Raw genomic sequence first — 20,042 nt, 5'->3', positions numbered from 1 at the left:
CCCAGCTTCCAGAATAGGGGTCCGGGGCCACGTGACCCGTCGCTACCACTCGACGGTTGCCTCGTCCCGAGCCTTTTCAAGGAGCTCGTTCTGGGGATGCAAGTGGTTGATCGGTCGATCTCCCCCGAAGTAGCCGGATGGTGAGCACAGCCAGATCACGAGCTCTTCCAGCGACCATCTGACTTCGACGGCGAGCGCAATCAACTGAACGATGACGGGTTCGACACGCCCCGCCACGAACTGGAAACCGGGAAACACAAAGACGCTTCCTCGCCTGACCGCGAGAATCGCGCCGTTTTTCCTCATTTTGTCAACTGAACCGGTTTCTCCTGCCGGTATTTTTAGGACTTCCAAGACTTCGTCGGTAGTTAGCAGACCCCAGGTCGCCTCAATATCCCTCCACTGTATTTCTGCCCTCACTTCCCGGGCCCTTCGCCCCGCGCCGTCACGTACTCACGAATCCGGAGCACTTCAGCGACGGTCAATCCCCTCTCTAGTTTGGTGCCGAGTAGGAGGGAGTTCGCGCTGCCAAAGGTCTGGTCCATGCTGCGCCGTTGGGGCGTCCACGGTCTGGTGCTCTCGTCGCCGAGTAGGTCGTCGACCATGACGAACGCCTCGCTCTTTACGATTCGACTGATGGCGAGGGTTTTGATCCAGTTGTCGCGGAGCATGAGATCCCCTTGTCGCGTGCCCAGCGTAGCGATTCGCCAAGATCCTCCGTGCAGCCCGAGCGCCGAAATGAGGTGGTTGGCGCCGGCGTCCCAGGACGTGCACCAGATCGGTTCGATGAGCCGCTCGTCGACTAAGTCGTTCAAGGCTGAGACTGTGGCGCGGCTGACCCAGGCGTGGGGAGGATAGGGCGCAGGAGCGAGCGTCGGAAATCTTTCCAATTCCAACCAGACAGCCGCGTTTCTGAAGGGCATGCCGCAGAGCCCTCCGTCGACGTCAAGGAAGAATGGTATCGGGGTCGCGTCGCTCTTCGCTGACATGCCGTCCTCTCCGATCCGTCGCGGTGCAGGTCCCGTACGGGACGCGACGCCGCGACTTGAGATCCGTTCGAACGAAGCTACAGCCTCCCTCGGGAGCTGACTTTGAATTCGCGAAACGTTGTCACGGGCTCGGTGTTTTACCGACGACCAGTGAAAGAAGCTCGGTCAGACGCACGGCACGATCCGTGCGGAGGGTGCCCATTTGCAGCTGCCGAAGTTGCCGGCCGAGCCAGCGAGCGAGAGCAAATTCTCCCCGATCCGTCCCGTTCAGGTACGGCAGTCGTCCCTTGTCCTGCACATGTCGCACGCAGTCGGCAATACGCGCCTCCCAGAGGCCGTCAAGTGGATCCCAGTCAAAGGCGGGTGAGACGTCGAGCCGGATCTTCTGGAAGCCGGTGAGTGTGTCGGCGTAGCGTCTTTGATACCGGGCCCACTCCCCCAGGCGGCGCTCAACGCCGGGCAGGCTGGCGCGATCTCGCGTGTTCTCACGTGGGGTGTGGCCGTGGGCGCGCGCGAACTCTTCGTAGCGATGGAGGGCAGCCGCCCAATTGTCGGCCCGCTTGGAGCTTCCGCCTCGACGTGGCTCTCGCCCTGACGCTACGTCCCCGTCAGCGGTTGCGTAAAGCACAGATCGTTGGTCTGGTTCTCCGGCTTGCCTCCAGAGCGTGACTGCTCTCGAATGCAGGTGGTTCGGATCGGTTTCGTGTCGCATGGCGCGCCCTTCCGGGTCGCACCAATTGCGGCCTCCCCGGACCTATGCGCGGTGCGGCGAAAGGTCGGCCTGAGCGCGGATTTGTCGCTGAGTCGGTGGTTTGGATTCCGGCAAATGCCTACGGTTGTGCTTCAGCGGCCCGAGTTGTCCGGAGTGCGGATGTCTCCCCGCGAGAACGGAGACGGTTCTATGGACGCCCTGACGGATGATGCGACCGGCCGCTACCTGGTGACGACAGAATCCGGAAGCCAGTACACGCTCGATTTCAACCGGCGAGTCTTCCGGCGAACGACCGATCCGACTCTCGTGGCGCGTCACGGTCTCCGCTGTGATGGCGAAGACATCGACTTGGTCGAAGTCATGCAGTGTCGCCGCGGAAGGCCGATGATCCTTCTGATCAACTTGTGGGTTCCTGGCGTGTGGTTCACCAAAAGGGAATCCAGCCCGGTGGTTCGCATCGAGCCGATGCCCGAACAGCCGGGCAGGCTATGACTGCCGGGGCTGTGCCGCCGCTCGACTACCGGCCAATCAATGCTCTTCCTTATTGGGACGAAATCGGTGAGTTCGTCAATGCCGCAGTCGCGGACACCGCGAGCATTTCGGGTCGAGACGCACGGTCGTTGTATCCGGCCGCCGTGGCCTTCGTGATGTGGTGCTGGCAGAGCCGAGGCACACCGTTAGAACGGCCACGCATCTTCCGTCGGGTCGTCGTTGAAGAGTTCGTCCACCTCGGTATGGCGTCGTATGCCCGTGGCAGCAAAGCCACCCACCGGGCAACGCTGACCATCATGGTGGAGGCGCTCAACCCCGCCGAGACGGTCCGCTCACGGCGCGCTATCCCCCGTTCGGCTCCAACGCAGCCCTACACGCGCGAAGAAGTCGCGGCGCTCCACAGCTGGGCGGCGGCGCAGGGCACACGCCGGCGTCACCACGACGCGATTGCCCTCCTGGCGCTCGGTCTTGGCGCCGGCCTCGCCACTCGAGAGATCCTCGGCGCCCGCGTCGCAGACCTCGAGACTCAGGACGATCACATTAACGTCATCGTGTGGGAGGGCCGGGCGCGAGTCGTTCCGGTCCGACCCGATTGGCAGCGCCCCTTGCGCAGGATCTTGGCAGACCTCGACCCGGCCGCGCTGATCTTCCGGCCTGGTCGGACCGGGGCCAGCCCAGGACAGCTCACGGATTTTCTCTTAAGGTCCCGTACTGAGCTGGATGTGAGGCCCAGCCGGATGCGCACGACTTGGCTGCTCGAGCATCTCAATGCCGGCACGCCGCCTAAGGAATTGCTGCGGATTTCGGGGCTGAAGAACTTCGCCGCGCTCGACAAGATCGCCGCATTTGCCCCCAAAACAGGGCACACTAGCGCACTACCTGCGACAAGTAAATCCCACTGATCAGGAAATTCAAGCAGAGCGGTGATGGTTAGTGTTCACGGAGAGGGTTCGCTGCCGACAGTTTCGGGATCGCCCCACGCACATAAAATTCGTGAACAGAAAAGACCGACTCCACAACATTTTTCTCGCCGACTCCGCGACGTATGCGCACCTGCGCGCCTTGGACCCGGAGCTTCCCGACTTCGCGTGGGGAATCATCGTGCGTTACCGACCGCAGATCTCCCCCGTGCAGTGGGAGGCCGTGCGCGAATTCACGATCTCGAACGCCGTTCAGATGCGGCCGCGTACCTTCGACGCGGCGCGGCGCCTAATGTCGATGTCAGCGCGGTTCGGTGCCTGGGTATGGACGACCACGGGCACGCAACTCACTGTCGAGCGCGTCTACACGCAAAACAACGTGTCCCTCTACCTACACGCTTGCCTTCCCAAGCATTCGGAGTCTCACCGGTGGGGGTTCGTGCGGCAGGTCGGTACCATCGCCGACACCCTCGCCGACGCGGGTATCAAGCGCCTCCCGGCGCCGCACCTTCCCGGACGTAGACGCAGCCCTTTCACCGTTTCTGACGCAGCCTCGATGCACAGCTGGGCTGCCAGCCTCACCACAGACCTGAAACGGCAAAACGCTTGGGCGCTCCTCGGCCTCGCCGGCGGCGCCGGTCTCCGCGCACACGAAATCATCGAAACGCGTATCAGCGACATTGAAGTCATCGACGGCCGCGTGTTCGTCAACGTCCCTGGAAAATGTGCCCGACGAGTCCCGGTCATGCACCTCTGGAACCGCACGTTGATGCGCAGCATGCAGGGTCGTACGAACCCCGACGAGTACATCTTTCGCGGCTATCGCTGGGACGAGTACAGGCCCCGTGCTATTCAGAGCTTCTTGACCGAACACCCCGCCCGCGTCCGTGCCACCGTGTCCAGACTGCGCTCGACCTGGATCGTCGCACAAATCGATAACGGGCTCCCCGTCCCCGTGCTCCTGGCTATCGCCGGCTTCGTCACAGCCACAAGCCTCGACAAACACCTCATCCACGCCCAGACAGCAAACATCGACGCCTACGTGGGCCTCATCATTGGCGAAGAGGTCGCCCGATGAGCGCCGGCGACACCGACTACGCGTTCAACGGGTACGCGCCCGACCTGGGCGGTATGACACAGACCGAGGTCATGGGCCGCGGCCGCATCCACCAGCTCATTGACGACGAAACCGTCGCGCTCATGGAAAGCCGGGTTCGAAAGACCGGGGTCCTCGAACGACTGCAGCAATGGACCGATGAAGATGCCAGCGGTATCAGCGTCGGCGGTCGTCCATCACTCATCTCCGAAAAGGCACTCCTCACTGCCCTTCTTCTTCTCGCCAAAGAAGGCACGTCAATGTTCCTGACGAGCGTGCGTGACCTCTTCATGTTCCGCCTGAGCGCGACCTCCCGCGAACTCCTCGGCCTGGAAACCCCAAGGACAGCGTTCGTCGGCCACGTCGCGGAGAAGAACCGCTGGTACGCCAACACCAGCCGTGCCTTCAACCGCATCAACGCCCTCATGGATCCCTTCCCGCAAGAACGCCGCCATTCCAAGACCTACACGCAGATCCAGGAAATCCTCCGCATGCACGATGAGGTGCTGGCGGACAAACGAAAAGCACGCCTCGACGAATTCACCAAGCTGTTCCTCGTCATGACGTACAACGAGCAGCCCCGCGACATCCGTCGCGCCTCCAAGAAGGTCGATGTTTCCTTCGACCAGACCTACGTCGGCACCCCGACCACCAAGGGCTACTCTCGGAAAAAATCTCGCAAGTCGCGTCAAGACAGAGACCGAAACCAAAGAGAAGAAAACCCTGAAGCCAGGCCCGGTCGATGCGTTCGCCGGCTGGCACGTCACAACCGGCGAACGCGTCGACGCGCCCAAAGGGCAAATCGACAACACCACTCCTGATAAGAAGGCTGGCCCCGCGAACTACCGATGGGGCTGGGAAATCAACATCGCCGTCCGCGTCGATTCCGAAGCCCCCGGACAGCACAGATTCCCCGGACTCGCCGTCGCCGCTACCATGAGCCTGCCCAACGTCCGAGTCGCCGAAGAAGCCGTCTCCCTCATGAGAGCTACCAAAGCCCTCGGACTGGAGGCCGGCGTCGGCGACGCCGACAAGCAGTACTGGGCAAACTCCACAACCGAACGCCTTCATGACGATGCACTCAACGAGGGCTTCACACCCTCCACGGACTACCGCGTCGACCGACTTGGCCATCAAGGTGGAGACCACGGTGCGCTCTTCATCGAAGGCAGCACCTACTGCCCCGGCACTCCCAAACCGCTGCAGAATGCGACGAAGGAACTCCTGGGCCACATCATCGACACCGCAACATACCGGGAGCGAATCAAGAGCCGCTCCGCGTTTCAACTCCACGTCAAAGAGAAACCAGACGCAAAGGGCCGCACCGTACTGCGGTGCCCAGCCCTTGGCCCCAGCCCAACCGTGACCTGTCCCCTGCGCGAACTCATGAAGACCGCGACGGACAGGCCCCGCCCCGCTGTAGACAGCGCAGACTTGAGCGACTTCACCGACGCCATCTGCATCAAGCACTCCGTGTCATTCGACACCGCAAACTTCAAGCGAACGGCGCAAGCATTCGAATACGGCACCCCGGAATGGGACAAGTTCCACACCCACGCCCGTAACTCCATCGAATCGCTCAATCACCAGATCAAGAGCGGCGGCACCGAGGACATCGAATCCGCCAGCCGCCGACGCGTCCGAGGCTTCGGCGCAGCCCAGATCATCGTCACCATCCTGCTGACAAACTTCAACCTCCGCAAAATCGCGGCTTTCATCAGCGACAAAATCAAAGCCGACGCCAAGAAACACGTCCATGGAGAACCTACCCTCATCCGGCGACGCGACCGCGAATGGCACAACCCCTACACCGACACTTACCCGCTCGGAGTAGAACGCCCAGACAAACTGAAACGCCCCGATGCCGACGACGAGACCGGCGGCCCACCGCAGCGGGTATAACAGTCACCCGACTGCCCAGACACCGCCCGAGAGGGCAAACCACCCAGTATTCGAGACAATCCGGCGCGCGCAAAATCGGAAAAGCCAGCCTCCACTCGACTGACAACTGGAGAACTACAGCCGCCGTCGACCGTGAGCCACCCAGATACAAGAAAACGCTCCTGAGAATCCTCAGGAGCGTTTTCTATTTCGACTTCAAGGCCGGTTTCGCGAAGAGTTTCGCGAACGGCCCAAATGTCGGGCTGACAGGATTTGAACCTGCGACCCCCTGACCCCCAGTCAGGTGCGCTACCAAGCTGCGCTACAGCCCGTCACCCTCCGCCAACACGCTTCGAGAAGCGCATTCTGCAGGAGACAACTTAGAAAGCTTACCGCCTCCGGCGACCTCTTGTGTGCACACCGGATGCCCGGCGACGCCCGTCCCTCAGCGCGGCGTCCACCGGGGCGAGCGACCGCTCCCGCCAGCGGACCGTCCGGCCCCGAACTCGCGGCGCAGCTGCCGCCAGATTCGGGGCAAGAGAACGGCATCGCCGAGGAGCGGGCGGCGGTGCTGCACGATGACCGAACCGAAACCCAGCGCCGCGGGGCCGAAGCTGAGGCGCTCCGGAAAATTCGCGAGAGTCCAGCCGCGCACGCCCAGGCCAACCGCGGAGACCGAGCCGGGTACGGGAAGTGAGTCAGGCCCCGACCCGACGCGTGCCGGCAAGGCGATGCCGCGGGGCGCATCCGCTTCGGCGGGCAAGCCCGCCACTCCCGCCACTCCCCCGGACCGATCCGCACGGAAGTCGCCGAGGGCGCTTGCCCGGATGAGCGCGGTGGACCCGACCCAGAAGGAGGCTCCATACCGGGACGCGCTGCGGTGCAGGAGGCCGCGGAGCCCCGGGAAGAAACGCCTGGTACGCGGACCGCCCTGCGGGAACGACGGGGTCTGGAAGACGGCGACGCCGCTGTGGTCCGGTTCGTCGAGGAAGTAGATCGACCGCAGGCAGTAGTCGCTGAGGAGCCTGTGCATCCGGCCCGAGGGTGAGCAGGTAGTCCGTCTCGGCGATATCTCCGTCGCTGGCGGCATCGATCTGGTCCACGTAGCCGGCGAGGCTGCCGTCGAAGATCTCCAGTTCGGCGGAGAACGTCCAGGCGAGGCGGCGCTGGAGGCGCAGCATCCGTTCGGCGGTCTGCGGAATGTGCTCGGAGATGGCGCGGTCGAGGTCCTCGGCGATGCGGGCGAAGGCGGTGGCAGGGCCGCCCAGGGTGTGTGTGGCAAAGACGGCGCTCGACCGGTCCGTGACGGCCTCGGCCATGCGTTGCCGGGCCAGCCAGGCGACGGCCCAGCGATAGTCGGAGGCGAGGGCGTCAATGAGGTCCTCGGTCACTTCGAGCCTGGTCGGGCTGGTCGTGGTGACCGGCGAGTTCGAGCTCGAGCACGAACAGCGCGTCTTCGAACCGGGCGCGCGGTTCGGCCAGGGCATCGGTGAGCCGCCGCACGATTTGGAGGGCCTCGGCCTGAGCGCTCGGCTCTGCCCGGGCGTCGAGAAGGAGAACGACCCGGAGGGTGGGGTATTCCTGCAGGGCGGCAGACCACAGGGAGGCCCGCAGCGCGTTCGACCCCGTGCGGGCGCCGGCGCCGTCGCCGGCGGCGACGAGCACGGTCAGGGCGCCCTGGCGGGCGGTGAAGTGCCGTTCCAGTACCCTGCGCGGAACCCGCACGTGCTCACTCAGCCGGATCAGGGCGCCCTGGCGTGCGGCGAGGTAGCAGAGCAGAGTGATCGCCCCCACGGTCCAACCGACCAGGGACAGCGCGCGGTCGAGGACCGGCCAGGGGGCGCCGTCGAAGCCCGTCTGCCGGAGGAGCACGACGACGAGCAGGGCAGCCCAGCCGACCACTACGGCGAAGATGGCGGCGCGACCACAGACGATCTTGGGCGCGCTTCGGCCCGATGCCCGGATGTCGGGCGGTGCGGCACGTTTTCGGGTCAGCGAAGCAGGGAACTTCGTATGCATGGAGAATCCTCGGGTAAGGCTTGAATGACGAAATCCCCGATTCGGGCGGGGATCCGGCACGTATGGCGGGTGACGAAATCCCCGATTCGGGCGGGGATCTGACACCTGTGGCGCCGCTGGGGCGCTAGCCCGAATGTAGAGGAGAGCGCCGGTGCGCGACAGTCCCCGGTTCGGGGCGGCGGCGCATCCGTACACGTCTCTCGACCCGGCACCAACGCCACAGGCCTTTAAACGACGGATGCGCCGCCTCCCCGCAGGGGGAAGGCGACGCATTCGTCTGGTCGAGCGTGGAACGACTGCTTAGCGCTTGCGCTTCTCGCGGACGCGCATGCTGATGTTGATCGGGCTGCCCTCGAAGCCGTAGACCTCGCGGAGACGACGCTGGATGAAGCGACGGTAGCCCGGGTCGAGGAACCCGGTGGTGAAGATGACGAAGGTCGGCGGGCGGCTCGAGGCCTGGGTGCCGAACAGGATGCGCGGCTGCTTGCCGCTGCGCACGGGGTGCGGGTGCTCGGCGGCGAGCTCGGCGAGGAAGGCGTTGAACTTGCCGGTGGCGACGCGGGTGTCCCACGACTCGAGGGCGACCTCGAGGGCGGGGACGAGCTTCTCCATGTGGCGGCCGGTCTTCGCCGAGATGTTCACGCGCGGGGCCCACGCCACGTGGGCGAGGTCGAGCTCGATCTCGCGCTCGAGGTACCGGCGACGGTCGTCGTCGATCTGGTCCCACTTGTTGAAGGCGAGCACGAGGGCGCGGCCGGATTCGAGGACGAGGTCGATGACGCGCACGTCCTGCTCGGAGATGACCTCGGTCACGTCGATGAGCACGACGGCGACCTCGGCCTTTTCGAGCGCGGCGCTCGTGCGGAGCGAAGCGTAGAAGTCGGCACCCTGGGAGAGGTGCACGCGACGGCGGATACCGGCGGTGTCGACGAAGCGCCAGACCTTGCCGCCGAGCTCGACCTGCTCGTCGACCGGGTCGCGGGTGGTGCCGGCGAGCTCGTTGACGACAACACGCTCTTCGCCGACGACCTTGTTCAGGAGGCTGGACTTGCCGACGTTCGGGCGGCCGAGGATGGCGACGCGGCGGGGGCCGCCGACTTCCTGCTTGGCGACGGCGGAGATCTCGGGGAGCTTCTCCAGAATGGCGTCGAGCAGGTCGGCGACGCCGCGGCCGTGCAGGGCCGAGACGGGCCACGGCTGGCCGAGGCCGAGCGACCAGAGGTTCGCGGATTCGGGTTCCTGGCGCACGTCGTCGACCTTGTTGGCGACGAGGAACACCGGCTTGCCCGCCTTGCGGAGCAGGCGCACGACGGCTTCATCGGTCGATGTCGGGCCCACGTTGGAGTCGACGACGAACATGACGACGTCGCACAGCTCGATGGCGAGTTCGGCCTGCATGGCGACGGAGGCGTCGATGCCCTTGGCGTCGGGCTCCCAGCCGCCGGTGTCGACGATGCTGAACTTGCGTTCGTGCCATTCGCCCTTGTAGGTGACGCGGTCACGGGTGACGCCGGGGGTGTTCTCCACGACGGCCTCGCGGCGGCCGATGATGCGGTTGACGAGCGCCGACTTGCCCACGTTCGGGCGGCCGACGATGGCGATGACCGGCAGGGCCGGGAGGTAGGTGATCGCGTCGGGGTCGTACGTCACCGAGTCGAGGACATCGAAGTCCTCGTCGTCGAGGTCGTAGTCGTTGAGCCCGGTGCGGAGGGCGGCGGCGCGCTGTGTCGCCAGGTCGTCGTCGATGTCGTCCAGTCTTGCCCCGAGGTCGGGGTCGAGATCGGGAAGGTTTTCGTCGTATTCGTTAGTCATGCGAGGTCCTCGCGGTACGTGTGTTGATGACCTCGATGACCGCGCCAATGGTCTGTTCGAAGTCGAGATGGGTGGAGTCGACGGTGTTCACACCGTCTGCGGCGCTCATGAATTCGACGACCTGTGAGTCGGCGCGATCCCTCGATCGCAACTGATCTGCCACGGTTTGAGCCGATTGAGTCGATATTTCCGCAGAGCGCCTAGCCATTCTAGCTTGTTCGGATGCCGTGAGCAGGATCCGGACCTCCGCCTCCGGTGCGACGACGGTCGTAATGTCCCGTCCTTCGACCACGATTCCGGGCCGGTCGACGCCCGCTGCGATGCTGCGAAACAGCGCGGTGAGGTGGGCGCGCACGGCGGGGATGCGGGCGACGGCGCTCACGATCGCCGAAACGGCGGGCTCCCGGATGGCCTCGGTGACGTCGTCCGCACCCACACTCACGGCCGGGTCGTCGGGGTCTGTGCCGATCGCGTAGTCGAAGGCGGGCAGGGCGGCGATGACGGCATCCGTGTCTGCGGGGTCGATGGCGCGGTCGCGCACGTACCAGGCGAGGGCCCGGTAGGCGGCGCCGGTGTCGAGGTAGCCGTAGCCGAGGCGGCGGGCGACGGCGCGGCTGACGCTCGACTTGCCGCTGCCGGCCGGGCCGTCGATGGCGACGACGAGCGGATGCGTGGATTCAGTCATGTGCTAGCCGGCAATCCGCCAGCCGCGCGCGGCCAGCTCTTCGGTGAGGCGGGTGACCGCCTCGGGGAGCACGGAGATCTCGGCGAGGCCGAGTTCCGCGCCGGGTGAGTGCTCGAGCCGGAGGTCCTCGACGTTGACGCCGAGGGCGCCGATCTCGTTGAGGAGCCGGGCGATCTGGCCGGGCGTGTCGTCGACCATCACGGTCAGGGAGACGAAGCGGCGGTCGTGGCCGTGCTTGCCGGGCAGCCGGGAGACGCCGGCGTTGCCGCCGGCGAGCTCCTCGGCGACGCGGCGGCGGGCGCCGGGGGCCGCCGGGTCGCCGAGGGCGGTGATGAAGCGGTCGAGGTCGTCGCGGTAGGCGGTGAGGATCTCTCGCACCGGGGCCGCGTTCGCGCCGAGGATCTGCACCCAGAGTTCGGGGTCGCTCGCGGCGACGCGGGTCACGTCGCGGAGGCCCTGGCCGGCGAGGTTGAGGGACGCGGCTGGCGCGTCCGTGAGACGCCGGGCCATCAGGGTCGAGACGACCTGGGGCACGTGGGAGACGAGGGCGACGCCGCGGTCGTGGTCCTCGGGGCTCATCTCCACGAGGGTGGCGCCGAGGTCGAGGATGAGGTCGTCGATCGCGGTGGCCTGCTGGTAGCTGATGCCCTCGTGGGCGGCGACGACCCAGGGCCGGCCGAGGAAGAGGTCGGCACGTCCGGCGAGGGGTCCCCCGCGTTCGCGGCCGGCAAGCGGGTGCGAGCCGATGTAGCGGGAGATGTCGGCGCCGCGCGCGCGCAGTTCGGCGAGGGGGCGAGCTTGACGCTCGCGACATCCGTCACGATGGCGTCGGGGAAGGCTTCGAGTTCGCGGGCGACGATCTCGGCGGTCACGTCCGGCGGCACGCACACGACGATGAGCTGAGGCCGGTCGCCGGTCAGGGCGGCCCGGCCGGCGCCGTAGTCGATCGCGATGCTGAGGTTCGTCGGAGAGGCGTCGGCGAGGATGACCTCGATGCCGCGCGCGCGGAGGCCGAGGCCGATGCTCGTGCCGAGCAGCCCGGTGCCGACGACGCGCACGGGCCCGATCAGGCGACTTTCGACCACGGGTGTCTCCTGACTTCGTGCGTGTTGTGCCTCTAGTATTCGGTGTCCGCCCGCGAAATCGTGAGCAGCTGACCGAGTTCAACCTTAGTCAAGTCGCGCAGGTCACCGGCCCGCAGGGTGCCGAGGTGGAGGGGTCCGAACTGGCGGCGCACGAGGTCGACGACGGGGTGGCCGACGGCCTCCATCATGCGGCGCACGATGCGGTTGCGCCCGGAGTGCAGGGTGAGTTCGACGAGGCTGAAGCCGTCGCCGGGAGGGCTCGTCAGGATGCGAGCCTTGTCGGCGTTGATCGGGCCGTCGTCGAGCTCGATGCCCGTCTGCAGCAGCTGGATGGTCTGCGCGGTGACCCGGCCTTCGACCTTGGCGATGTAGGTCTTCATCACGCCGAAGGAGGGGTGCGCGAGGATGTGGGCGAGATCGCCGTCGTTGGTCAGGATGAGCAGGCCGCTCGTCATGGCGTCGAGGCGGCCGACGTTGAAGAGGCGCTCCTCGAACTGCTCGGTGAATTCGCGCAGGTCGGGGCGGCCGCTCTCGTCCTGCATCGAGGAGACGACGCCGACGGGCTTGTTGAGCATCACGTAGCGGCGGCTGGTGTCGAGCTGGATGGCGACGTTGTCGACCATGATCTGGTCGTGGTCGGGGTGGATGCGGCGCCCGAGTTCGGTGACGACCTTGCCGTTCACGCGCACCCGGCCCGCGGCGATGAGGTCTTCGGAGACCCGGCGGGAGGCGACCCCGGCCGAGGCCATCACTTTCTGCAGGCGCACGCCGTCTGCGGCGGCTTCCGGGTTGGTGGGCGTGCCCTGGGGGTCGATCGTCATGGTGAATCCTCAAATCCATTTGCGCCGTCTGAGAGCAGGGGCGATAAGAAGGGCAACTCGTCGAGCGAGTTGATTCCCAGCTGTGTGAGCAGCAAGTCCGTGGTGCCGTAGTTGATCGCACCGGTCTCACTATCGGTGAAGACCTCGGTGATCAGGCCGCGCCCCACGAGGGTGCGTACGACCGAGTCCACGTTAACGGCCCTGATTGAGGCTACCGCCCCGCGGCTGATCGGTTGCTTATATGCGATCACGGCGAGGGTCTCGAGGGCGGCCTGGGACAGTTTGCTCGGGTTCTGGGTGAGTACGAAGTCGGCGACGGCGGCGTCGTGTTCCGGGCGCACGTAGATGCGCCATCCGCCGGCGACCTCGCGCAGCTCTCGAAGCCGCGGCGCACGGTGCCGGCCTGGCCGTCGAAGTCGGCGACGAGCCGGGCGATCGAGCGGCGCACGTCGCTCAGCGGCCGGCGGAGCGCGCTCTCGAGGTGCAGCAGGCTCTGCGGCTCGTCGGCGACCATCAGGATCGCCTCGAGGGAGCGGTCGAGGGCTGCGGCCTCTGCGGCGAGTGCGCTGCCGGGTGCGCCGGGCGCAGGCGCCGCGCGGGGCGTGCCGGTCGCGCCGGGCCCGGCCAGGGTGTCAGTTGTCATAGTCCGCTCCGAGGTTCGCGAGGGTGTCGTCCGACCAGGCGTCGTCCGGGGACGCCGCGGCACTCCAGTGCAGGCTCAAGTCGCCGAGGGGTTCGAGCTGGTCGAAGGAGAGGAAGCCGCGCCGGTAGAGCTCGAGCACGGCGAGGAACCGGGCGATGATCACGCCGGTCAGTTCCACGTCGGCGATGAGCTCACGGAAGGTGAGGGTGTCGCCCGAGCGCAGCATCCCGACGAGCCAGGTCGCCTGCTCACGGATGCTGACCAGCGGCGCGTGCAGGTGGTCCAGTCCCACGGTGGGCACCTCCCGCGGGGTGAGCGCCACCCGGGCGAGCGCGGCGAAGTCGGCGAGGGAGAGCGTCCAGACGAGCTCAGGGGTCTGCTGCCGGAACTTGTCTTCGAGGCGCACCGACCTCACGTGCCGGGCGGACTCGACCTCGATCCGGCCGAGGAACCAGGCGGAGGCGGTCTTGAACGCGCGGTACTGCAGGAGCCGGGCGAAGAGCAGGTCCCTGGCCTCGAGCAGGGCCGCATCCTCGGCGTCGACGAGTTCGCCCTGGGGCAGGAGCCCGGCGACCTTGAGGTCGAGCAGCGTCGCGGCGACGACGAGGAATTCGCTCGCCTGATCGAGTTCTTCGGCCTGGTCGAGCCCCTTGAGGTGCGCGATGAACTTGTCGGTGACCCGGCTGAGCGACACCTCGGTGATGTCTAGTTCGTGCTTGCCGATCAGGGAGAGCAGCAGGTCGAACGGGCCCTCGAAGTTGCCCAGGGCGACCGAGAATGTCCGCGAGGGGACGGTGTCAGGCGACAGCGCCACGCTGGATCAGTTCCCGCGCCGCCTGGCGGTAGGCCTTGGCCGCCGCGTGTTCCGGCGCGAACTCGGTGATCGGCACCCCGGCGACGCTCGCGTCAGGGAACTTGACGGTGCGGCCGATGACGGTTTCGAGCACGCTGTCGCCGAAGGCGTCGACGACGCGCTCGAGGACCTCGCGAGAGTGCAGGGTGCGCGAGTCGAACATGGTCGCGAGGATGCCGTCGAGTTCGATCGCAGGATTGAGCCGGTCGCGCACCTTGTCGATGGTCTCGATCAGGAGGGCGACGCCGCGCAGGGCGAAGAATTCGCACTCGAGCGGGATGAGCACGCCGTGGCTTGCGGTCAGGGCGTTGACGGTGAGGATGCCGAGCGAGGGCTGGCAGTCGATCAGGATGACGTCGTAGTCTGCGGACACCTTGCGGAGCACCCGGGACAGGATCTGCTCGCGGGCGACCTCGTTGACGAGGTGCACCTCCGCGGCGGAGAGGTCGATGTTCGCGGGCATGATGTCGAGGTTCTCGACAGCGGTCTTCTGGATGACCTCGGCCGGGGCGTACTTGTTACCCAGCAGCAGGTCGTAGACCGTCGGCAGGTCGTGCGTGGGGATGCCGAGTCCCGCGGACAGAGCGCCCTGGGGGTCGAAGTCGATTGCGAGCACGCGGCGGCCGTAGCCGGCGAGTGCGGCACCCAGGTTGATGGTCGTCGTCGTCTTGCCGACGCCGCCCTTCTGGTTGCAGAGCGAGATGATGCGCGCGGGGCCGTGGCTATTCAGCGCCGCGGGTTCGTCGAATTCGTGTTTCGGCCGTCCGGTCGCACCGACGACCACGTCCTCGAATCCGGGGAGTAGTGTCCGGTCAGCTTTTTCGCGCTTCACTCCGGTGTCCTCGTTCCGTCCTGCACCCATCACTGTGTCGAGTGTAGCGAGCCGATCGGCACCCTTCCGCAAGGATCGCCGGGAAGCCGCGGTTCCGCATCCGCCCGATGCCGTGGATGCCGCGAATTCAGGGGATTCAACAGGCTCAACGGGCGCGCGGGTGTGCGGTCGTGTACATGTCGCGGAGGGTGTCCGCCGTGACGAGGGTGTACAGCTGGGTCGTCGCGACGGAGGAGTGGCCGAGGAGTTCCTGCACGACGCGCACGTCGGCGCCGCCGGCAAGGAGGTGCGTCGCGAAGGAGTGCCGGAGCGTGTGCGGCGAGACGTGACCCTCGAGGCCTGCCCGCTCGGCGGCGGCCCGGATCAGCAGCCAGGCGTTCTGGCGGCCGAGACGCCGGCCGCGCAGGCCGAGGAAGAGCGCGGGGGTCGCGGGGCCGCGGGCGGAGAGCAGGGGCCTCCCCCGCACCAGATAGGCCTCAACGGCCGCACGGGCGAAGCTGCCGACCGGAACCAGGCGTTGCTTGTCGCCCTTGCCGGTGAGCCGCACGACGTCGAGGTCGAGCACGTCGTCGACATTGAGGTCGACGGCCTCGGAGATGCGCGCCCCGGTCGCGTAGAGCAGTTCGAGGAGCGCCTTGTCGCGCAGCTGGTGCACCTCTTCGCCGTCGGTCGCGGCGAGCAGCAGGGTCACCTGTTCGATGCTGATCGCCTTGGGCAGCCGGGTCGCGAGCTTCGGCGGTTTCACGTCGTGGGCGACGTCCGCGTCGACGAGGGATTCCTCGAGCAGGAACCGGTGCAGCCCGCGCACGGTCGACAGCATCCGGGCGATCGACGCCGCCGTGAGCGGCGACTCGGCGCGGGTCGCGAGGTGCCGCACGAACGCGGAGACGTGCAGCGCGGTGACCTGCCCGGGTTCGGTGAGGCCCTCGGCCTCGAGCCAACCGGCGTAGACCACGAGGTCGCGCCGATAGGCGGCGACGGTGTTCGCGCTGAGCCCGCGCTCGATCGCAACGTGCCGCAGGAACGCTTCGACCGCCGCCGCGACCGTCATCGGCCGGTGTGGGTCCAATTGTTCGGGTGCCGCGGCCAGGGCAGGTCGGCGGCGCCGAGGCTGCTCCAGTTGCGTTCCTTCGCGGCGAACGCGGCCAGCACCGAGATCACGAGCGCGGGGTTCTGCACGCGGCGGGCGAGCACGGCGTCGAGGCAGTCGGCGAAGGGGACCCAGCGGATCTCCATGTCGGCTTCCTCTTCGGTGCGGTTGAAGACCTCGGGCGCGGCGGTGAGGCCGCGGGCGAGGTACACCCGCAGGGCCTCGTTGCTGCCGCCCGGCGAGGTGTAGAACTCGCTCAGCACGTTCCACTCGGCGGCGACGTGGTCGGTTTCCTCGGCCAGTTCGCGCTTGGCAGCCTCGACCGGATGCTCATTGGCCTCGTCGAGGAGGCCGGCGGGCAGTTCCCACTCGCGCATGCCGACGGGGTGCCGGTACTGCTTGATCAGCAGCACCCGGTCGTCGTCGTCGAGGGCGAAGATGGCGACGGCGCCGGTGTGGTCGACGTAGTCCCGCACGATGTCGGATTCGCCGTAGCGGAAGGTGTCCTTGCGGATGTCCCAGACGTGGCCGGTGAAGACCACGTCCGACTCGGAGACCACCGCGGAGGCGGCCTCGTCCTCGAGGAGCTCAGCCACGGTTCAGGCCTCGACGCCGACGACGGCAGCAACGACGTCGACGGTTTCGTCGGTCGTGTCGTTGCCTTCGTTGACCTCGAACAGGCGGCTGGCCTGCTGGCGGTCGAGTGCGGCTCCGATCAGGCCGCGGAAGAGCGGATGCGCGTGGCTCGGGCGCGAGCGGAGCTCCGGGTGCGCCTGGGTGCCGACGTAGAACGGGTGCTCGGCACGCGGCAGCTCGACGTATTCGACCAGGTGGCCGTCGGGAGAGGTTCCGGAGAACCACATGCCGGCATCCGCGATCTGTTCGCGGAATGCGTTGTTGACCTCGTAGCGGTGACGGTGGCGTTCGGAGGCCGAGGAGGCTCCGTAGAGCCTCGGCGACGAGAGAGCCCGCGGCGAGGTCGGCCGGGTACAGGCCGAGGCGCATGGTGCCGCCGAGGTCGCCGCCTGCGATGATCTCGACCTGCTCTTCCATGGTCGCGATCACGGGGAACTCGGTGTCCGGGTCGAACTCGGAGGAGGACGCCCCGGTGAGGCCGGCCTTGTTGCGGGCGTATTCGATGACCATGCACTGCAGGCCAAGGCAGAGGCCGAGCACGGGGATGCCGTTCTCGCGGGCGAAGCGGAGAGCGCCGAGCTTGCCCTCGATGCCGCGCACGCCGAAGCCGCCGGGGACGCAGATGCCGTCGAGGTCACCGAGCAGGCGGGTGGCGCCTTCGTCGGTCTCGCAGTCGTCGGAGGCGATCCAGCGGACGTGGACCTTGGTCTTGTGGGCGAAGCCGCCGGCGCGGAGGGCCTCGGTGACGGAGAGGTACGCGTCGGGCAGGTCGATGTACTTGCCGACGAGGCCGATGGTGACCTCGTGCTTGGGCTCGCGCACGGCGTCGAGCACCTTCTGCCAGCCGGTCCAGTCGACGCTCGTGACGGGCAGGCCGAGGTGGTCGGTGATGTACTTGTCGAGGCCCTGTTCGTGCAACACGGCGGGGATCTCGTAGATGCTGGGCACGTCGACGCAGTTGACCACGGCGTCTTCGTCGACGTCGCACATGAGCGCGATCTTGCGCTTGTTCGCATCGGAGACGGGGCGGTCGCTGCGCAGCACGAGCGCGTCGGGCTGGATACCGATCGAGCGGAGCGCGGCGACGGAGTGCTGGGTGGGCTTGGTCTTCTGCTCGCCGGCCGCACCGAGGAAGGGCACGAGGGAGACGTGCACGAAGAACACGTTCTGGCGACCGAGTTCGTGGCGCACCTGGCGGGCGGCCTCGAGGAACGGCTGGGACTCGATGTCGCCGACGGTGCCGCCGATCTCGGAGATGATCACGTCGGGGCGCAGCGTGTCGTCGGCCTGGAGGCGCATCCGGCGCTTGATCTCGTCGGTGATGTGCGGGATGACCTGCACGGTGTCGCCGAGGTACTCGCCGCGGCGTTCCTTGGCGATGACCTGCGAGTAGACCTGGCCTGTGGTGACGTTCGCGGCCTGGTTGAGGTTGATGTCGAGGAAGCGTTCGTAGTGGCCGATGTCGAGATCGGTCTCCGCGCCGTCGTCCGTGACGAAGACCTCACCGTGCTGGAACGGGTTCATCGTTCCCGGGTCCACGTTGAGGTAGGGGTCGAGCTTCTGCATGACGACGCGTAAGCCGCTGGCCGTCAGGAGATTGCCGAGGCTTGCCGCCGTCAGGCCCTTGCCTAATGAAGAAACGACACCACCAGTCACAAAGATGTGCTTGGTTGTGCCGTCTGAATTGTCCGCGTTTCTATTTTCCACCACGGGCTTCGACTCTATCATCGGATCTTCGTGGATCCGCCAGCACTCGCGAGGTTCATCAGTTCGCGGGCGTGTTCGAGCCCGCTCACGGAGTCGGGCAGGCCGGAGAGCAGCCGGGCCATTTCGGCGGCGCGATCGTCGCCGGTCAGCTGGCGCACACTCGACTCGGTGACCGAGCCGTCGCTGTCCTTGACGACGCTCAGGTGGTTGCCCGCGAAGGCCGCGACCTGAGCGAGGTGGGTCACCACGATGACCTGGGCGGTCTCGGCAAGCCGGGCGAGCCGTCGGCCGATCTCGATCGCGGCCGCGCCGCCCACGCCGGCGTCGACCTCGTCGAACACGAAGGTCGCCACCGGGTCTGTCGCATTGATCACGACTTCGATGGCGAGCATCACCCGGGACAGTTCGCCGCCGGAGGCGCCGCGCGCGAGGGTGCGCGGTTCGGCGCCCGCGTGCGGGCGCAACAGGATGCCGACCTGGTCGCGGCCGTGAGCGGTGAGCTCTCCCCGCTGTCGACCTCTACGACGAGGGCGGCGTCTGGCATCGCGAGCGCGCTGAGTTCGTCGGTGACGGCGGTGCCGAGGGCTGCGGCCGCCGTGGTGCGGATGCCGGTGAGCCGGTCCGCGAGCGCCTCGACCACGAGCAGCTCGGCTTCGGTGTCGGCGCGGAGCCTGCTCGATCCGGTCGGTGTCCCCGTCGAGTTCGAGCAGGCGGGCGCTGCCGGTGTCGAGGAAGGCGATCGCTTCGTCGAGGCCGCCGGCGTACTTGCGGGCGAGGCCGGTCAGCACGGCCCGGCGATCCTGCACGATCTCAAGTTCCCGGGCGCCGTCGGCGTCGAGGCCGGCGAGGTAGCTCGAGAGCCTGAGCGGCGACATCCGCCACGAGGAAGCCGGCGTTCGCGAGGCTCTGGGCGAGCTCGGACAGGGCGGGGTCGTGGTCGCCGGCGCGTTCGAGTTGTCGGCGGGCGGCGTCGAGCAGGGTGACGGCGTCGGGCAGCCCGTCGGGGTTCTCTTCCGCGGAGAGGAGTTCGCGGGACTGGGCGGCGGCGACCCGGAGTTCCTCGAGGTTGCCGAGGCGTTCGGCGCGGGCGGCGAGCTCGTCGTCTTCGCCGGGCTGCGGGGCGATCGCCTCGATCTCGTCGATGGCGGCGCGGAGGTCGGCGGCCTCGCTCGTGCGCTCGTCCTGTTCGGTGACGAGGCGGGCGAGTTCGGCGCGGTCGTCCTGCCAGCGGTGGTAGTGCGTCTCGAAGTCGGCGAGCACCGGGCCGAGTTCGGGGCCGGCGAAGCGGTCGAGGGCGGCGCGCTGGGCGCCGGCGGAACGGAGCCGGACCTGGTCGGACTGTCCGTGCACGACGACGAGGTCGCCGCCGAGGTCGCCGAGCACGCTCGCGGGAGCGCTGCGGCCGCCGACGATGGCGCGACTGCGGCCCTCCGCCGAGACCGAACGGCTGAGGATGAGCTCCGGACCGTCGAGGTCGCCCCCGGCGTCGCGGACGCGGCCGGCGACGGTGCCATCGGCGTCGACCTGCCAGCGGCCCTCGACCCAGGTCTGTTGCGCGCCGTGGCGCACGAGGCCGGGGTCTGCGCGGGCGCCGAGCAGCAACCCGAGCGCGGTGACGACCATGGTCTTGCCCGCGCCGGTCTCGCCGGTGACGGCGGTGAAGCCGGGACCGAGCGGGAGGGTGGCCTCCTTGATCACGCCGAGGTCGCGGATGACGAGTTCCTCGATCACGAGCGGGCCTCCCCCGCGACGGGCCTCGTCACGTGCGA

At 67.3% G+C, this 20,042-nt stretch carries 17 protein-coding genes, 1 tRNA gene and 4 pseudogenes; 5 read left to right on the top strand and 17 right to left on the bottom strand.

Translation table 11 applies throughout. The features are described from left to right. Window positions 1-42: 42 nt before the first annotated feature. The 3 genes from KIV56_RS17860 to KIV56_RS17850 form a co-directional block, all read right to left on the bottom strand. Entirely contained in the window at window positions 43-420 is a 378-nt protein-coding gene (locus KIV56_RS17860; RefSeq protein ID WP_281534455.1) for a hypothetical protein, read from the bottom strand. Further along, entirely contained in the window at window positions 417-989 is a 573-nt protein-coding gene (locus KIV56_RS17855; protein ID WP_281534454.1) for a hypothetical protein, read from the bottom strand. The genes KIV56_RS17860 and KIV56_RS17855 overlap by 4 nt, the downstream gene beginning before the upstream one ends. 121 nt (window positions 990-1,110) lie before the next feature. Continuing rightward, on the bottom strand, window positions 1,111-1,617 hold the full coding sequence (locus KIV56_RS17850; RefSeq protein WP_281534453.1) for a hypothetical protein: 507 nt from the start codon (window positions 1,615-1,617) through the stop codon (window positions 1,111-1,113). 273 nt (window positions 1,618-1,890) lie between these two features. On the opposite strand from KIV56_RS17850, the gene KIV56_RS17845 reads away from it, so the two are divergent. The 5 genes from KIV56_RS17845 to KIV56_RS17825 all read left to right on the top strand — a co-directional run bounded on the left by KIV56_RS17845 (window position 1,891) and on the right by KIV56_RS17825 (window position 6,111). After that, complete coding sequence (locus tag KIV56_RS17845; RefSeq protein ID WP_281534452.1) at window positions 1,891-2,193, top strand: hypothetical protein; 303 nt, start codon at window positions 1,891-1,893, stop codon at window positions 2,191-2,193. An 11-nt stretch (window positions 2,194-2,204) separates the two neighbouring features. After that, window positions 2,205-3,095: a hypothetical protein gene (locus KIV56_RS17840; protein ID WP_281534451.1), complete on the top strand. Its 891-nt coding sequence runs from the start codon at window positions 2,205-2,207 to the stop codon at window positions 3,093-3,095. 31 nt (window positions 3,096-3,126) lie between these two features. Beyond that, the gene (locus tag KIV56_RS17835; RefSeq protein WP_281534450.1) at window positions 3,127-4,191 is read left to right on the top strand and encodes a hypothetical protein; all 1,065 of its coding nucleotides are present in this window, start codon (window positions 3,127-3,129) and stop codon (window positions 4,189-4,191) included. Beyond that, window positions 4,188-5,030: a hypothetical protein gene (locus KIV56_RS17830; RefSeq protein WP_281534449.1), complete on the top strand. Its 843-nt coding sequence runs from the start codon at window positions 4,188-4,190 to the stop codon at window positions 5,028-5,030. Before KIV56_RS17835 ends, KIV56_RS17830 begins: the two co-directional genes overlap by 4 nt. A gap of 115 nt (window positions 5,031-5,145) precedes the next feature. After that, window positions 5,146-6,111, top strand: a complete 966-nt coding sequence (locus KIV56_RS17825; RefSeq protein WP_281534448.1) for a hypothetical protein — start codon at window positions 5,146-5,148, stop codon at window positions 6,109-6,111. A gap of 237 nt (window positions 6,112-6,348) precedes the next feature. Here the strand turns inward: KIV56_RS17825 and KIV56_RS17820 are convergent. From KIV56_RS17820 to recN, 14 genes and pseudogenes are all read right to left on the bottom strand, one after another. Beyond that, window positions 6,349-6,422, bottom strand: a tRNA-Pro gene (locus KIV56_RS17820). A 366-nt stretch (window positions 6,423-6,788) separates the two neighbouring features. Beyond that, window positions 6,789-7,481, bottom strand: coding sequence for a hypothetical protein (locus KIV56_RS17815; RefSeq protein WP_281534447.1), 693 nt, complete (start codon window positions 7,479-7,481; stop codon window positions 6,789-6,791). Then, entirely contained in the window at window positions 7,462-8,109 is a 648-nt protein-coding gene (locus KIV56_RS17810; RefSeq protein ID WP_281534446.1) for a hypothetical protein, read from the bottom strand. Before KIV56_RS17810 ends, KIV56_RS17815 begins: the two co-directional genes overlap by 20 nt. Window positions 8,110-8,409: 300 nt before the next feature. Next, a complete protein-coding gene (der, locus tag KIV56_RS17805; RefSeq protein WP_281534445.1) occupies window positions 8,410-9,921 on the bottom strand; it encodes a ribosome biogenesis GTPase Der in 1,512 nt (503 codons plus the stop codon). Beyond that, window positions 9,914-10,606 (bottom strand): (d)CMP kinase, encoded by a 693-nt coding sequence (gene cmk, locus KIV56_RS17800; protein ID WP_281534444.1) that lies wholly within the window; start codon window positions 10,604-10,606, stop codon window positions 9,914-9,916. Before cmk ends, der begins: the two co-directional genes overlap by 8 nt. Before the next feature lie 3 nt (window positions 10,607-10,609). Next, window positions 10,610-11,691, bottom strand: a pseudogene (locus KIV56_RS17795) (prephenate dehydrogenase). Between the two features lie 32 nt (window positions 11,692-11,723). After that, window positions 11,724-12,512, bottom strand: coding sequence for a pseudouridine synthase (locus KIV56_RS17790; protein ID WP_134450161.1), 789 nt, complete (start codon window positions 12,510-12,512; stop codon window positions 11,724-11,726). Then, window positions 12,509-13,155: pseudogene (gene scpB, locus KIV56_RS17785) on the bottom strand (SMC-Scp complex subunit ScpB). The gene KIV56_RS17790 and the pseudogene scpB overlap by 4 nt, the downstream one beginning before the upstream one ends. Next, window positions 13,145-13,969 (bottom strand): segregation and condensation protein A, encoded by an 825-nt coding sequence (locus tag KIV56_RS17780; RefSeq protein ID WP_281534443.1) that lies wholly within the window; start codon window positions 13,967-13,969, stop codon window positions 13,145-13,147. The pseudogene scpB and the gene KIV56_RS17780 overlap by 11 nt, the downstream one beginning before the upstream one ends. Then, window positions 13,953-14,840 (bottom strand): ParA family protein, encoded by an 888-nt coding sequence (locus KIV56_RS17775; protein WP_281534442.1) that lies wholly within the window; start codon window positions 14,838-14,840, stop codon window positions 13,953-13,955. Before KIV56_RS17775 ends, KIV56_RS17780 begins: the two co-directional genes overlap by 17 nt. Window positions 14,841-14,985: 145 nt before the next feature. Continuing rightward, window positions 14,986-15,891: a site-specific tyrosine recombinase XerD gene (gene xerD, locus KIV56_RS17770; protein ID WP_281534441.1), complete on the bottom strand. Its 906-nt coding sequence runs from the start codon at window positions 15,889-15,891 to the stop codon at window positions 14,986-14,988. Continuing rightward, the gene (locus KIV56_RS17765) at window positions 15,888-16,526 is read right to left on the bottom strand and encodes an NUDIX domain-containing protein (RefSeq protein WP_281534440.1); all 639 of its coding nucleotides are present in this window, start codon (window positions 16,524-16,526) and stop codon (window positions 15,888-15,890) included. Before KIV56_RS17765 ends, xerD begins: the two co-directional genes overlap by 4 nt. 3 nt (window positions 16,527-16,529) lie before the next feature. Further along, window positions 16,530-18,294, bottom strand: a pseudogene (locus KIV56_RS17760) (CTP synthase). Beyond that, window positions 18,291-20,004: pseudogene (recN, locus tag KIV56_RS17755) on the bottom strand (DNA repair protein RecN). Before recN ends, KIV56_RS17760 begins: the two co-directional pseudogenes overlap by 4 nt. Window positions 20,005-20,042: the final 38 nt, after the last annotated feature.

Source organism: Cryobacterium breve, assembly GCF_027594785.1.
Classification (GTDB): Bacteria; Actinomycetota; Actinomycetes; order Actinomycetales; family Microbacteriaceae; genus Cryobacterium; species Cryobacterium breve_A.
The sequence above is the reverse complement of the archived record's forward strand: the minus strand, read 5'-3'. Positions and strand labels throughout refer to the sequence as shown.

Coding starts and splice junctions, on each gene's coding strand:
- KIV56_RS17855 (WP_281534454.1), bottom strand. CDS start 989: ATGTCAGCGAAGAGCGACGCGACCCCGATACCATTCTTCCTTGACGTC.
- KIV56_RS17845 (WP_281534452.1), top strand. CDS start 1,891: ATGGACGCCCTGACGGATGATGCGACCGGCCGCTACCTGGTGACGACA.
- KIV56_RS17830 (WP_281534449.1), top strand. CDS start 4,188: ATGAGCGCCGGCGACACCGACTACGCGTTCAACGGGTACGCGCCCGAC.
- KIV56_RS17825 (WP_281534448.1), top strand. CDS start 5,146: ATGAGCCTGCCCAACGTCCGAGTCGCCGAAGAAGCCGTCTCCCTCATG.
- KIV56_RS17810 (WP_281534446.1), bottom strand. CDS start 8,109: ATGCATACGAAGTTCCCTGCTTCGCTGACCCGAAAACGTGCCGCACCG.
- der (WP_281534445.1), bottom strand. CDS start 9,921: ATGACTAACGAATACGACGAAAACCTTCCCGATCTCGACCCCGACCTC.
- cmk (WP_281534444.1), bottom strand. CDS start 10,606: ATGACTGAATCCACGCATCCGCTCGTCGTCGCCATCGACGGCCCGGCC.
- KIV56_RS17790 (WP_134450161.1), bottom strand. CDS start 12,512: ATGACGATCGACCCCCAGGGCACGCCCACCAACCCGGAAGCCGCCGCA.
- xerD (WP_281534441.1), bottom strand. CDS start 15,891: ATGACGGTCGCGGCGGCGGTCGAAGCGTTCCTGCGGCACGTTGCGATC.